At 71.0% G+C, this 13,561-nt stretch carries 11 protein-coding genes and 1 pseudogene; 6 read left to right on the plus strand and 6 right to left on the minus strand.

Annotation, left to right across the window (positions count from 1 at the left end; translation table 11 throughout):
* Nucleotides 1-249: 249 nt before the first annotated feature.
* Nucleotides 250-1,257, plus strand: coding sequence for a hypothetical protein (locus ACXIZN_RS33835; protein ID WP_457959030.1), 1,008 nt, complete (start codon nt 250-252; stop codon nt 1,255-1,257).
* Nucleotides 1,258-1,450: 193 nt separating this feature from the next.
* Nucleotides 1,451-4,711, plus strand: a complete 3,261-nt coding sequence (locus ACXIZN_RS33840) for a PE-PGRS family protein (RefSeq protein WP_457959031.1) — start codon at nt 1,451-1,453, stop codon at nt 4,709-4,711.
* Between the two features lie 78 nt (nt 4,712-4,789).
* Here the strand turns inward: ACXIZN_RS33840 and ACXIZN_RS33845 are convergent, their stop codons facing one another.
* Nucleotides 4,790-5,980, minus strand: a complete 1,191-nt coding sequence (locus ACXIZN_RS33845; RefSeq protein WP_457959032.1) for an ROK family transcriptional regulator — start codon at nt 5,978-5,980, stop codon at nt 4,790-4,792.
* A gap of 91 nt (nt 5,981-6,071) precedes the next feature.
* Between ACXIZN_RS33845 and ACXIZN_RS33850 the strand changes: the two genes are divergently transcribed.
* Nucleotides 6,072-7,238, plus strand: a complete 1,167-nt coding sequence (locus tag ACXIZN_RS33850; protein WP_457959033.1) for an MFS transporter — start codon at nt 6,072-6,074, stop codon at nt 7,236-7,238.
* Here ACXIZN_RS33850 and ACXIZN_RS33855 read toward each other — a convergent pair.
* Nucleotides 7,235-8,005 (minus strand): dioxygenase family protein, encoded by a 771-nt coding sequence (locus tag ACXIZN_RS33855; RefSeq protein WP_457959034.1) that lies wholly within the window; start codon nt 8,003-8,005, stop codon nt 7,235-7,237. The two genes, ACXIZN_RS33850 and ACXIZN_RS33855, sit on opposite strands and share 4 nt — an antisense overlap.
* 60 nt (nt 8,006-8,065) lie before the next feature.
* Nucleotides 8,066-8,425: a helix-turn-helix domain-containing protein gene (locus ACXIZN_RS33860; protein ID WP_457959035.1), complete on the minus strand. Its 360-nt coding sequence runs from the start codon at nt 8,423-8,425 to the stop codon at nt 8,066-8,068.
* Nucleotides 8,426-8,487: 62 nt separating this feature from the next.
* Here ACXIZN_RS33860 and ACXIZN_RS33865 point away from each other — a divergent pair, with 62 nt between their 5' ends.
* Nucleotides 8,488-8,949 carry a MarR family winged helix-turn-helix transcriptional regulator gene (locus tag ACXIZN_RS33865; protein WP_257483509.1) on the plus strand — a complete coding sequence of 154 codons (462 nt, stop codon included), beginning with the start codon at nt 8,488-8,490 and terminating at the stop codon, nt 8,947-8,949.
* Here the strand turns inward: ACXIZN_RS33865 and ACXIZN_RS33870 are convergent.
* On the minus strand, nt 8,925-9,296 hold the full coding sequence (locus ACXIZN_RS33870; protein WP_457959036.1) for a VOC family protein: 372 nt from the start codon (nt 9,294-9,296) through the stop codon (nt 8,925-8,927). The two genes, ACXIZN_RS33865 and ACXIZN_RS33870, sit on opposite strands and share 25 nt — an antisense overlap.
* 85 nt (nt 9,297-9,381) lie before the next feature.
* On the opposite strand from ACXIZN_RS33870, the gene ACXIZN_RS33875 reads away from it, so the two are divergent.
* A complete protein-coding gene (locus tag ACXIZN_RS33875) occupies nt 9,382-10,335 on the plus strand; it encodes a helix-turn-helix transcriptional regulator (protein WP_457959037.1) in 954 nt (317 codons plus the stop codon).
* Between the two features lie 10 nt (nt 10,336-10,345).
* On the opposite strand, the gene ACXIZN_RS33880 is transcribed toward ACXIZN_RS33875, so the two are convergent.
* Both ACXIZN_RS33880 and ACXIZN_RS33885 read right to left on the minus strand, forming a co-directional pair.
* Complete coding sequence (locus tag ACXIZN_RS33880; protein WP_457959038.1) at nt 10,346-11,521, minus strand: serine hydrolase domain-containing protein; 1,176 nt, start codon at nt 11,519-11,521, stop codon at nt 10,346-10,348.
* A 37-nt stretch (nt 11,522-11,558) separates the two neighbouring features.
* A complete protein-coding gene (locus tag ACXIZN_RS33885; RefSeq protein ID WP_457959039.1) occupies nt 11,559-12,242 on the minus strand; it encodes a TetR/AcrR family transcriptional regulator in 684 nt (227 codons plus the stop codon).
* A gap of 70 nt (nt 12,243-12,312) precedes the next feature.
* Here ACXIZN_RS33885 and ACXIZN_RS33890 point away from each other — a divergent pair.
* Nucleotides 12,313-13,429 (plus strand): annotated as a pseudogene (locus tag ACXIZN_RS33890) (FAD-dependent oxidoreductase).
* The last annotated feature ends 132 nt before the right edge of the window (nt 13,430-13,561 follow it).

The raw sequence follows: 13,561 nt of genomic DNA on the forward strand, positions 1-13,561 counted from the left end.
GGCGACGTTTCCCGAACATTCCGGGCGACGCGCACGGGTCGGATCGCCCGATGCGACGCTTGACACACCGCGGGCCGATGGACTCCGGAGTAACCGGGCTCCGCCAGGCTCGATCACTCATCGTGATTTCGGGCTACACCGTGTGTTCTTCACACGATCGTGCCATCAAGGTGGTTCAAAGTCGCGCGGGCCTTCCGCACTTTGCTTACCTCGGTCCCGCAACCACGAACCGATGCGACAGGAGACCGAGTGACGAACGCGGCGAAGAACGAGGGGCGGGGCGCGGCGCGCTTCGGCCGTCTCGCTTCGCGTGCGCTGTTCGTGCTCGGCGGCGCCGTCGCCGGTTCCGCCGCCGCGTGGGCCGTTTCCGGCGCTTCCGCTTCCGCGGACATCGCCCCGGTGGTCTCCGCTCCCGAAACCAGCGTCACCCCGGTCACCGACGCGACCGCGGCCGGACTGACCGACGTTTCCCACGGCGCTTCGAAGTTCGCGGGTGACGTCGCCGGTGCGATGTGCGGCGACAGCCACCAGGACGCCACCACGTGGTCGATGCCCGGCGAGAACGGGGCCGGTGCCAAGAAGCACCACTGCGGCGACCTCCGTGCCGACCGGCACGAGGTCTCGACGCGCGTCAGCGACGCGGTCACCGACTTCGCGGACGACTCGGTGGTCACCCCGGTCAAGCGCACCCTCGGCGCCGTCGAGCACATCGTGCGCAAGCCGCAGGACACCCGCCAGGTGCTGGACGAGACCATCGCCCCGTCGCCCGACTTCGGCCGCAAGGTCTGGGATCTCCTCGACCCGCGCGGACACGGCGACCTCGTCCCGGAGCTCCCGGTCGGCGGAACCCCGGTCGACCCCGAGTCACCGCTGGACACCGTCGGCGCCGGTGAGCAGGTCACCGACTTCGCGCAGCTGGCGACAACCCAGTTCCCCGCTTCCTTCGAGACCGTCCTCCCGATGCCGGCCCTCGTGCAGCAGCACGGCGCCTTCGATCAGGTCGAGGACGCTCCGGCGCGTGACGGTCACCGTGGTGACCTCCCGCGTCCGATCACCCCGGCGCCGCTTCCCGCCGCGCCTTCCTTCCCGACTGTCCCCGGCGGCTCCGCCCCCGGTGGTCACCTCGACGGCCTGACCCACGGCGTTCCCGCCTGGGTCGCCGCCGCCGTCGAGCGTTCCCTGACCGGCTACGCGCTGGCAGGCACGCGGTACATGCCGCTCACCCCGGGCTCGCAGCCCGGCGTCACTCCCGACTGAACACCTCCCTCCGCGGGGTAGCCGACGCGCCTCACGCCTCCCGATCCCGGGCTTGGCTTCGCGTCCGCTCCTGATCCCCCGCGAAACGGCGGTGCGCTTTTGTGCGCCCGCATTCGCTCCACCCCCTCTGGTGCCGCTTCGAAGGCACCTCCTCGAACCCGAAAGGGAACCCGAAATGAAGGAGAAAAACCCCATGCAATCCTGGGCAAAGCGCGGACTCCAGACCGCGTTGGTCACGGGTGGGTTGTTGATGCTGGGCACCGGCATCGCCTCGGCTGACGAACAGGTCAACCCCGACACCCCGGCCTCCCCGCTCGACGCGAACGTCACCGTTCCCATCGAGATCGACAACAACGCCGTTGGCACGCCCCTCGGCCAGGCCGACCTCCCCGGCTACAAGGGCGAGGTCAGCACCAAGGCCGTCACCAAGCCCGTCTCGGACGCGCTGGACTCGGCTTCCTCGCCGGGCAGCAGCACCGACGGCATCGGCGGAGGCCTCCCGTCCCTCCCGACCACCGGCGCCGTCCCCGCGCCGCTGGCCGCCAAGGACTCGGCCCGTCAGGTCAGCGGTGGGCTGACCCAGGGTGGCTTCACCACCACGGACGACATCCTCAAGGGCAACAAGGTCGTCGGTGACGTCGTCGTCCCGATCCAGATCGTCGACAACGCCATCGGCGTGATCGGCGACGCCGAGGTCGAGGGTGGTACCCACGACCAGACCTGGGCGCACAACCAGGACATCGAGACCACCGGTGAGGACTCCAGCCTCGCCGGGAACGTCGTGTCCCTCGACTGGGCGCTGCCCGTGCAGATCGCCGGCAACGGCGGCGGGCTCGCCGGCGGCACCGGCCGCGTGGTCGGCGGTTCCGCCAGCCAGAGCACCACCGAGACCGGCAACATCACCACCGACGGCGAGGGCTCCGCCCTGTCCGGCAACGTGGTGGCCGGCCAGTTCGCCACCCCGGTCCAGGTCACCGGCAACGCCGCCTCCTGGATCATCGGCAACGCCAACAGCTCCGGTTACGAGGCCGAGACCGAGGCCACCTCCGGCGGCTGGGTCGAGACCGACGGTGACGACTCCGCCCTCGGCGGCAACGTCGGCGCGGTGCCGATCGCCCTCCCGGTGAAGGTCAACGACAACGCGGCCGCCGCGTGGGGTTCGCTCGCGAACTCCAACAGCAGCTCGTCGGCGGACGCCACCGCCGGTGACACCACCCCGGGCTGGGCCGACGTCCCCAGCTACGTGCAGACCTCCGGCGAGGACTCGGCCGTCGCGGGTAACGCGATCGTGCCGCAGACCGCGGACGTCGCGAACGTCGGCGGCGTGGCCGCCAGCTGGATCGGTCTCGCGAACACCGGCACCGAAGGCGGCACCAGCCAGTCGAGCACCGTCGACGCCGGTGGCTTCGTCAGCACCGAGGGCGAAGGCTCCGCCGGTGGCGGCAACATCGTCGACCCGGCCGTGGCCGCTCCCGTCGAGGTGACCTGCATCGCGGGCACGTACATCGGCAGCGCGAACGTCGCGTCGTGCGAGAACACCGTCGACGCGAACGCCGGCAACGGCAGCCACACCACGGGTGACGACTCCACCCTGGCCGGCAACATCGTCAACACCCAGGCCGCGCTGGCCCCCGAGGTGTTCGGCGTCGCCGGCTCGCACATCGGACAGGCGACCGCCGAGGCGTCCGAGACGAAGACCGTGACCGCCGGCGCGTACGACGGCACCACGGGCAACGACTCGTCCGGCTCGGGCAACATCGTCCAGGTCCCGGCCGCGGTTCCGGCCGAGGTCTTCGGCGTGGGCGGCTCGTTCATCGGCCAGAGCACCGCCTCGGCCGAGGAGACCAAGGTCGTCTCCGGCGGCGGCGGTGGCAACACCAACGACGACAACGGCTTCCTCAGCTCCAACCTGGGCACCGTGCCGGTTTCGCTGCCGGTGCAGGCGTTCGGGATCGGTGGCGCGTTCATCGGCCAGGGCCACGGTGCCGCCGACGGTGACACCACCTCCAACGCGGGCGGCGACGTCAACGCGACCGGTGACGGTGGCGCGGGCTCGGGCAACCTGGTCTACGGCCCGGTCTCCCTGCCGGTCCAGGCGCACAACTTCGCCGCCGTGCTCGGCGGCATCGCGTCGGGCGAGGGCACGAACCTCACCGACTCGAACGCGGGCGGCGACGCCACCGCCACCGGTGAAGAAGGCGCCCTGGCGGGCAACATCGTCCAGACGCCGATCGGCGGCGCGGTTCCGCTGACCGGGCACGGCATCGCCGGTGCGGGTATCGCCGAGGGCGACAGCGTCAGCGACGTCCTGTCGGAGGCCGGCGGCGACGCCACCACCAACGGTGACGAAGGCGCGGTCTCGGGCAACATCGTCGGCGTGCAGGCGCTGCCGATCGTGCCGATCACGCACGACGCGGTCGCGGTCGCGGGTCTCGCCGACGCCGAAGGCTCCAACACCGTCGACGCCCTGTCGGGTGGCGACGTGGAGACCTCGGGTCTCGACGGATCGCTCTCGGGCAACATCCTCGACATCCCGGCCGCGGTCGACCCCGAGGTGTTCGGCAACGCCATCGCGGCGGTCGGCGGCGTGTCCGAGACCGAAGCGACCAGCATGATCACCGGCCAGGCCGGTGGCGACAGCATCACCGACGGCAGCGGATCGGCCCTCTCGGGCTTCAACTTCCACCACCCGTTCGTCTTCGTGGTGCCGCTGAACGAGTTCGAGATCCCGATCCTGGCGATCGCGGACGAGAACTCGGAGGACTTCACCGAGATCAACGGTGAAGAGTTCACCCGCGCCTTCACCGACTCGGTCGGTTCGGAGATGCCGATCGACGCGCTGCCCGCGCTGCCGTTCGGTGCCCCCTCGCTCGACGGTGCCGGCGCCCTGCCCACCACCCCGGCGATCGGTGGCGCCCGCGCCGACGGTCCCCAGGTGGCGACCCTGCCCGTGCAGGTGGCCGGCCTGACCGCGCTGAAGCAGCTGCAGAACATCCCGGCGCAGCTGCCGAAGTCGGACCTGCCCGAGCTGCCCGGCACCCCGGCCCTGCCCGGTCTCCCGGCCCTGCCGAAGACCCCGGGTCTGCCCGGTGACGCCGCTCGTGCGGACGCGCCGAAGCTCGCGCAGCTGCCGACCCTCCCGGCGCTGACCAAGGGTCTGCCCACCACGGGCAAGCTGCCGGTGCAGCTCCCGGCCGCGGGCAACCTGCCCACCGCCGGCAACCTGCCGGTGCAGCTGCCCACCACCGGCAACCTGCCCACCGCGGGTGCGCTGCCGGCCGCGGGCGAACTGCCGGTGCAGCTGCCCACCGCGGGCACCCTGCCCGTCGTGAACAGCACCCCGGCGATGCCGACCGCGCAGGTCCCGGCTCTGGCGAACGTCGACTCGTCGCCGCTGAGCATGTTCCAGCGCTTCATCGGCACCCTGACCGGCAAGAAGTTCCACACCATGTGAACCTGCCAGTCGGCTAGCGCCACTGAATGAACCGAAGCGGGCCCGGAGTCACCGACTCCGGGCCCGCTTTGCGCGTGTTCAGCCCCCAGGGGTGAAAAGCGCGTCCTGGGCGGCGCCCATCGCGGTGAGCACCGCGCCCTCCAGTACCGCGCTCCCGCCGACGGTGCCCGCCCGGACCTCGGTCCGCAGCGGTGAGATCTCCGAGAGCCGCCGGCTCACCCTCGCCGCCAGCGCGTCACCGCCGGCGCGGCCGACCTCGCCGCCCAGCACGAGGAAGCCCGGGTCCAGGACCGCGGTGACCGCGGCGGCACCGATCGCGATCCGCTCCGCGACGATCTCCAGAAATTCCTCGGCCTTCGAGTCGATCGCGTACCCGACAGCCGCCTCGGCCGCTTCGGCGTTGTCGGCCGGCGAAGCCGGGATGCCGTGCGCGCGGGCGAGTTCGCAGATCGCGGCGCTTCCCGCGAGGGTGTGGAACCCGCCGTCGCAGTCGGTCGCCGTCGGCAGCCGTCCGGGGCCCAGCATCGGCAGGAACCCGATCTCCCCCGCGCCGCCCGACGCGCCCCGCCGCAGCGAACCGTCGAGGACGACCGCCGCGCCGACGCCGAAACCCAGCCACAGCAGGACGAACGTGTCCCGGTCGCGGGCGGCGCCGAGCCGCTGTTCGGCGGCGGCCGCGAGGTTGACCTCGTTCTCCAGTAGCACCGGGACACCCGGCCGTCGCCTGAGTTCGTCGACGAGTTTCCCGTGCCACGCGGGCAATCCCCCGGCGTTGCGCAGGCCGCCGGTCGCCGGGTCGACGAGACCGGGAGCGCCGACGGCGATCGTGTGCAGCTCGGTCGCACCCGCCTCGGCGGTGGTGGCCTCCAGCAGGGCGATCGCCCGCTCGACGGCGACGTCCGTGTCGACGTCGAGGTCGAACGGCAGTGAGGCCTCCGCCCGGGTCCGGCCCAGGAGGTCCGCGACCGAGACGGCCAGGCCGTGGGTGCGGACGTCGAGGCCGGCGAGGTACGCGCGGTCGGCGACGATCCCGTACAGCTTCGCGTTCGGGCCGCGGCGTTCCGCGCCCGCCTCGCCGACGATCTCGATCAGCCCGGCGTCCCGCAGGCGTTCGACGAGGTCCGCCACCGTCGGCCGGGAAAGCCCGGTCAACGTCTTGAGCTGGGCGGCCGTCAGCGCGCCTTCGCGGTGGAGCAGGTCGAGGGCGAGGCGATCGTTGATGGCACGCGCCGTGCTCGGGGAGGCGGACGGCATCCGGATGACACTCACCGGCAGATCCTCCCAGAATTAATTATCAGGTTCCCTTCCTGATAGTTTACGCTGACGTCCGTCGAGCCGTCTCATGGACCTTGGGGGCCCAGTGACCAAAACAGTGGAAACCGTCGGCGGGCCGCCGCGGCGGGTGCGGCAGGCGCGGATCGCCGTCGCCGGCGTCTTCGCCGTGCACGGCGCGGTGACCGGCAGTTTCGCCACCCGGATCCCGTGGATCCAGGAACACGCGGGGATCAGCGCGGGCCAGCTCGGCCTCGCGCTCGCCTTCCCCGCCATCGGTGCCTCACTCACCATGCCGCTCGCCGCGCGGATCGGGCACCGGCTCGGCGGCAGGCTGGGGCTCCGGCTGCTGCTCGCGTACTGGACGCTGGCGCTGATCCTCCCCGCCCTGGCGGGAAACCTCGTCACCCTGTGCCTCGCGCTGTTCGTCATGGGCACCGCGGCGGGTACTTCCGACGTACTGATGAACGCCCTCGGCGTCGACGTCGAGGAGCGGATGGGCAAGTCGGTCATGTCGGGGCTGCACGGCATGTGGACCACGGGCGCGCTCGTCGGCTCCGCCGCGGGCACGCTCGCCGCGCATGCCGGGATGGACGCCCGGCTCCACTTCGCGATCGCGTCGGCCGTGCTCACCGTCGCCGGCGCGCTCGTCTGCCAGGGGGTCTTCGACGTCCGCAGCGCACCGGACGAGAACCCGCCGCCGAGGTTCGCGCTGCCGCCGAAGTCGGCCGTGATCATCGGTGCCGTCGCGTTCTGCGCCGTCTTCGCCGAAGGGGCGAGCCTCGACTGGTCCGCCGTCTACCTGCGTGACGTCCTCGGCACCTCGCCGGGGATCGCGGCCGCGTCGACCACCGCGTTCACCTGCACGATGGCGATCGCCCGCCTCTCGGGCGACGCGCTGGTGCGGCGCTTCGGCTCCGTCAACACCGTCCGCGCGGGTGGCGCCTTCGCGACGTTGGGCGGGCTGCTGGTGGTCTTCGCCGTTCATCCGGTGATGGCGATGGCCGGTTTCGCGCTGATCGGGCTCGGCGTCTCCGTCGTCGTGCCGCTCGCCTTCGCGGCGGCCGGACGCAGTGGGCCGACGCCGAGCCAGTCGATCGCGGGCGTCGCGACCATCACCTATTCGTCGGGTCTCGTGGCGCCGTCGCTGATCGGCGGGATCGCCGACCTGACGTCGCTGACCGTGTCGTTCGCGGTGGTCACGCTGCTGGCGCTCGGCCTGGTGGCGGGCGCCGGTGTCCTTCGATCCCGTTAGCCGAACTGGAGGGAACGTTTGGCGAGGCCGTACCAGTAGCCGTCGATGACGGTCTCGCCCTTCCCTTCCGAGGAGCTTGCGCCGAGTGACACGAACAGCGGCGCGAAGTGTTCGATCCGGGGATGCGCGATGGCCGCGGCCGGTGCCTTGTGCTGGAAGTCCAGCAACGCGTCGAGGTCGCCCTGGCGCAGGGTTTCCGCACCCCAGTGGTCGAATTCGCTCGACCACGACGGCGGCACCCCGTCGGTTCCGTCGGTCTGGCGCATCGCGCTCAGGTTGTGGGTGAAGAAGCCGCTGCCGATGATCAGCACGCCTTCGTCGCGCAGCGGCGCGAGCTTCCGGCCAAGGTCGAACAGCTCCCGCGGGTCCAGCGACGGCATGGACACCTGCAGCACCGGGATGTCGGCGTCCGGGTACATCTCCACGAGCGGGACGTACGCGCCGTGGTCGAGGCCGCGGTCGGGCGCGTCGTGCACCGGCGTCTGGGACGAGCGCAGGAGTTTCCGCACCTTGTCCGCGAGTTCGGGAGCGCCGGGCGCGGCGTATTCCACCTGGTAGTAGCGATCCGGGAAACCCCAGAAGTCGTAGACCAGCGGCACCGTGGTGGTGGCGCCGAGGGTCAGCGGTGCCTCTTCCCAGTGCGCCGAGACGACGAGGATCGCCTTCGGCTTCTCGAGGTCCGCCGACCAGCCGGCGAGCTGGCGGGTCCAGGTGGCGTCGTCGGCGAGCGGCGGCGCGCCGTGGCTGAGATAGAGCACCGGCGTCATGTCAGCTCCAGGTGTTTGAACTTTCAACTAACAGGATAGATGACGCCGCCCGTTTCCGCGTTATTCCCGGGCGAGGTTCGCCGCCATGCGTTCCAGTACGCCGACCGTCGTCCGGTACTCGTCGTCGCTGATGCCTTCGGTCGCGCGCGAACGGAACGCGTCGACCTCGGCTTTCAGCCGGAGATGCGCCGCCCGGCCGGCTTCGGTCAGGCCGCCCTCGTCGATCCAGCCACGAACGCGCAGGTCGGAGATGGTTTTCTGGAGGTCCCCAAACGGCTTCAGTGCTTCGCTGTCGGCACTGTCGGCGGTATTCAGGACCTGCCAGTGGCGACGGGTCAGTCCTTCGTCGTCGAGGATCCGCTCAAAGGAGGATTCGAGCGCCTGGTGAAGGTGGGCGAACCAGAATCCGATGGGCTTCATGGATACTCCTCAGGTAGACGACAACTACATGTAAAAATACATGCAATTGGTGAGGACGGGTAATGACGGACGCCGTGGCCGACGTGGAGCGCGCGATGATCGCCATCCGGCGTAGCCAGGCGCGGCGATCACTGTCGAAACTCGCCCGCGACCGCGCCGAAACGATGCCGGACCAGGCGATCCAGGGGCTTCTCGACGCCGTCGAGGCGGCCGAGGAGAGCGGCGAACCGGGGACCGTCACCAGCCTCGCGGTGGCGCTGACCATCGACCAGCCGCGCGCGAGCCGTCTCGTCGCCCGCGCGGTCGAGGACGGTTTCCTCCGGCGTGAAGCCGATCAGCGCGACGGCCGCCGCGCCGTCCTCGTGCTCACCGAGGCGGGCCGCGCCGAAGTGACGCGTATGCACGAATTCCGCCGCTCGGTGTTCGCCGAGGCGATGGCGGACTGGACGGACGACGACCGCCGCGAGTTCGCGCGGCTGCTGACCGCGTTCGTCCGGAACTACGGGGCACTCGGCGTGAAGTAGTTGACCAGGTTGCCGTCGGGGTCGCGGAACAGCAGCGACCGGTTCCCCCACGGCATCGTGGTCGGCTCCTGCACGATCTCGGCCAGGCCGGCCAGCCGCTCGTGCTCCCGGTCGACGTCCTCCACGCGGAACTCGAGGATCGCGGTGCGGTTCGACTCGGGCACCGCGGCTCCCGCGCCGAACAGCCGCATCGTCTCGGCGCTGCCGATCGCCAAGGTGCACGACGGGCCGACGAGTTCGGCGAACTGCTCGGAACGCCATCGCGCGGCGAGGCCGGTCGCCTTTTCGTAGAAGCCGGCGAGGCGGGCGACGTCATGGGTGATCACGCGGACGGAAACGAACTGCATGGCTGGTCCTTTCGGTGCCGGAAAGCGGGACACCGGCCACGCTAGGAGCAATACCGGGCGGGATCCGCCCGGTATTCTTTTCGCTGTGACCAGGCCCATCGCCCGTGTGCTCGCGCTGCTGGAGATCCTGCAGAGCGGCGGGACGCGCACCGTCGCGGAGCTCGCGGGGCGGCTCGACGTGGACGAACGCACCGTCCGCCGCTATGCCGAACACCTCGTCGACCTGGACATCCCGGTCCGCTCGGTGCGCGGCCGGTACGGCGGCTACCGGCTGGCCCCCGGCTACCGGATGCCGCCGCTTATGTTCAGCAACGAAGAGGCGCTGGCCGTTCTGCTCGGCCTGGTCGCGGGGCGGCGTGCCGGGCTGATCACCACGTCGGTCGCGGCAGTCGAGAGCGCTGTCGCGAAGGTCCGCCGGGTACTTCCCGAACCCCTGGGCCGGCGGCTCGACGCGCTGCTGGAGACCGCCGATTTCACCGCACCGGCCAGGAAAGCCCTGTCGGCCGAGGCCGAAGTGCTGCTCACCCTCGCGGAGGCGGCCCGTGACCGGCATCCGGTCGGGATCGCGTACCTCGCCGGACACGGCGGCGCCAGCGAACGCGTCGTCCATCCGTATGGCGTCGTGGCGCATTCCGGCCGCTGGTACCTGACCGGATTCGACTCGGCCGGCGGCGAGGTGCGCACCTTTCGCGTCGACCGGATCAAGTCGGCGGAGCCGCGGCACGGGACCTTCGAGGCCCCCGGCGACTTCGACCCGGCCGAGCGATTGCTGACCGCGCTGGCCGAGACGCCGTACCGGCACGACGTCTCCGTGCGGATCCAGGCGTCGCCCGAGGAGATCCGTGCCGTCTTCCCGCCGTCCGTGGCGATCCTCGAACCGGACGGCGACCAGGTCCGCGCCCGGATCCGGGCCGAACGGCTCGACTGGATCCCGGCGCGGCTCGCCGCACTCGACCGGCCGTTCGTGATCGAACGGCCGGCCGAACTCCGCGGCTTGGTCAGCGCGCTGGCGGCCCGGCTGGCCGAGCGGGCGCGCTGACCGGTCTCGTTCACTTGCCGCAGAACACCGTCCGGACGAGCTTGTCCAGCACCGCCGGGAACGACGGCAGCGGGTCCTTCGCGGAGTCGCCCGAGGTGATCGACGCGGTCAGCGTCTTGCTGCCGTCGGGCGAGCTGTACATCAGTGATCCGTAGCCGTTGATGCCGCCGTTGTGGTTGAGCACGGTGCCGCAGCCCGGACCCAGGTCCTGCGTGAACTGCCCGAGACCGTAGAAGCCGTAAAGGCTTTCGCTGCCGGGGTGCGTCTCGCGCATCTCGGCCATCAGCCGGGCCGGGAGCAGCTTTCCGCTCTGCAGCGCGGAAAAGTACGTCTGGAGATCCTTGGTCGTCGAGATCATGTCGCCGGCGCTGGAGATCCAGGTCGGGTTCTGGTGGGTGACGTCGATCGTCTTCCACTGCCCGGCGTCCTCATAGCGGTAGTAGGCGTGGGCGTACGGCTTGGGCATCCCCGCCCACGCGCCCGGCGACAAGGTGTCACGCAGCTTGAGCGGCCGCAGGATCCGGCGGTCCAGCTCGTCGGCGAAGGGACGGCCGGTGAGCTTCTCGACCAGCAGCCTGGCCACCACGGTGTTGGTGTTGGAGTAGCTCCAGCCCGCGCCCGGTTCGAAGACCGGGGGCTTGGACACCGCCAGCCGGACCAGTTCCGCGGGCTGATAGGTGTGGAACCGCTTGTCCACCCATTCCTTGCCCGCCCACGGGATTCCCGGCGTGACCGTCCCGTCCGGGTGGTACTGGCCGGTGTGGTTGAACAGCCCGCTGGTGTGCTGCAGCAGCATCCGCACGGTGATCCGCGAGTCCAGCCCGAACTCGGGAAGGAAACCGGCGACCGGGGTGTCGAGCCCGATCCGGCCCTCGGCCACGAGCTGCAGCACCAGGGTCGTGGTGAAGTTCTTCGACGTGCTGCCGACGCGGAAGTGGCCGTTGGTCGGCGGCTTCGCGGTGCCGCCCAGCTCGCGCGACCCGGCGCTGCCGGTCCATTCGCCTCGCTCGTCGCGGACGCGCAACTGCATCCCGCCGAACCCGGCGTCGACGAATTCCTGGGCGACCTGACGCAATTCCGGGCGGTCCTGCCCGGCGGAGGCCGTCGGCACGGCGACGCCCGTCAGCAGTGCGGCGGCCAGTGCGGTGAGGCCGATGCGGCGGAAGGTCTTCAGTGTCTTGGTCATGGCGATCACGTTCGCGGACCGCGCTGACACGGGACGGTCACGGCGCTGACACGCGGGCTCCGATGCCGTCGAGGAGGAAGTCGAGGCCGACGCGGAAGGTCTCGTCGGCGTCCAGGTGGACCGCGTCGCGCACCACCGTGGCCAGCGCGGGGAGCTTGCCGGTGGCGAAGGTCCGGGTCAGATAGGGGCCGAGCGTGGCCTGCCACGTCTTCTCGTCCATGCCGGTGGCCCGTTCCGCCCGGCGCTCGGCGATCTCCCGGCGCACCGCGCCGATCGTGTAGGCGTTGACCGCCGAGACCACCGGCATCGCGGCGTCGAGGCCGACATCGCCCAGCGCCGCCATCACGGCCTCCGAGGTGGCCAGGGCGTGCGGCCCGAGCTGGGGCCTGCCGCCGAGCAGGTCGGCGAGCCATTCGTGGCGGTGGACCGCGTGCCGCATGGCGTTCGCGAGCGATCGAAGCACCTCCCGCCAGCCTTCGCCGGTCGGCCGGATCTCGGCGTGGACGGCGTCGACCATCAGGTCGAGCAGCTCTTCCTTGCTCTCGATGTAGCCGTACAGCCGCATCGGGCCGGCGTCCAGCGCGGTGGCGACCTTGCGCAGCGACACCGCGTCCAGGCCGTCCGCGTCGGCGAGCCGGATCGCCGCCCGCACGATCAGCTCCCGGCTCAGCGGGGCCAGCGCCGGACGACTCGGCGGCTCGGGCCGCTCCCACACCACCATGCGGTGACAATACATCGCATCGCTCGATACAGTGTATTGATCAATACGGGTGTATCGAAGGAGGGCGATCATGACCATCGCCATCATCGGAGCGGGGTCCCGGCGGCCTGGCTCTCGCCCGCGTCCTGCACGTCAACGGCATCGACGCCGTCGTGTACGAACGCGAAACCTCACGTGACGCCCGTGGCCAAGGCGGCATGCTCGACATCCACGCCGACACCGGCCAGCGGGCGCTGCGCGAAGCCGGACTGTTCGACCGGTTCACCGAGATCGCCCGCGGCGAGGGCCAGGACATGCGGCTCCTCGAACCGGACGGCACCCTGCTGCTACAGGAGGACACCCCCGACGACGCCCCGTTCGAGCGACCCGAGGTCGACCGCGCCGACCTGCGTGATCTGCTGCTGGACTCCCTCCCCGAACACACGGTCCGCTGGGGACACGCCTTCGAATCCGCCGAAGACGGCGTGCTGCATTTTTTCGATGGGCGCACCGCGACGTACGACCTGCTGGTGGGCGCCGACGGGGCGCATTCCCGCGTCCGGCCGCTGCTCACCAACGCCCGCCCGGCGCATCTCGGCCACAACTTCGTCGAGCTCCGCATTCCCGGCATCGACCGCACCCATCCCGACCTCGCCGCGATGGTCGGGCGTGGCACCTACTGGGCGCTCGGCGACGGCAAATCCCTGGCGGCCCAGCGCAACGGCGACGGCACCGTGCGCGTCGGCCTCAGCTTCTACGGCACCGGCGAGGACTGGTTCATCACCGCCGGGATGCCGCTCGAGGACCCGGCCGCCGCCCGGGCGTGGCTGATCGGGCAACTCGACGGCTGGGACGCCCGGTTCACCGCGCTGATCGCGGCCTGCGACGACGTGGTGGTGCCACGGTCGATCGCGGCCCTCCCGGCCGGCCTGACCTGGCCGTCGGCACCGGATGTCACCCTGCTCGGCGACGCCGCGCACCTGATGCCGCCGGTGGGGGAAGGTGCCAACCTGGCGCTGCTCGACGGCGCCCTGCTCGGCCTCGCGCTGGCCGCGCATCCGGACGACTTCCCCGCCGCCGTCGAAGAGTACGAACGCGAGATGTTCGACCGTGCCGGCGCCGCCGCCCGGATGTCCGCGCAGGTCCACGAACTCCTGACCGCGCCGGACGCCGCCCGGAAAATGCTGGCGTTCTTCCAACCGGACTGAGGCCGAGATGCTATGAACGGAAAACCATTTCGTTCATAGTCGAAGAGGAGCAGGCTTGCCGACCCCCGCCGGACGCGACCTCTTCGCCGCACAGGGCCTGCGCCAGACCTCTTTGGACGACCTCGTCGGCCC

The organism is Amycolatopsis sp. TRM77291 (assembly GCF_054166285.1).

Excerpts from the sequence above, each read along its gene's own strand:
- ACXIZN_RS33860 (WP_457959035.1), bottom strand. The coding sequence starts at position 8,425 with ATGAAGCCCATCGGATTCTGGTTCGCCCACCTTCACCAGGCGCTCGAA.
- ACXIZN_RS33855 (WP_457959034.1), bottom strand. The coding sequence starts at position 8,005 with ATGACGCCGGTGCTCTATCTCAGCCACGGCGCGCCGCCGCTCGCCGAC.
- ACXIZN_RS33880 (WP_457959038.1), bottom strand. The coding sequence starts at position 11,521 with ATGACCAAGACACTGAAGACCTTCCGCCGCATCGGCCTCACCGCACTG.
- ACXIZN_RS33885 (WP_457959039.1), bottom strand. The coding sequence starts at position 12,242 with ATGGTGGTGTGGGAGCGGCCCGAGCCGCCGAGTCGTCCGGCGCTGGCC.
- ACXIZN_RS33870 (WP_457959036.1), bottom strand. The coding sequence starts at position 9,296 with ATGCAGTTCGTTTCCGTCCGCGTGATCACCCATGACGTCGCCCGCCTC.
- ACXIZN_RS33840 (WP_457959031.1), top strand. The coding sequence starts at position 1,451 with ATGCAATCCTGGGCAAAGCGCGGACTCCAGACCGCGTTGGTCACGGGT.
- ACXIZN_RS33865 (WP_257483509.1), top strand. The coding sequence starts at position 8,488 with ATGACGGACGCCGTGGCCGACGTGGAGCGCGCGATGATCGCCATCCGG.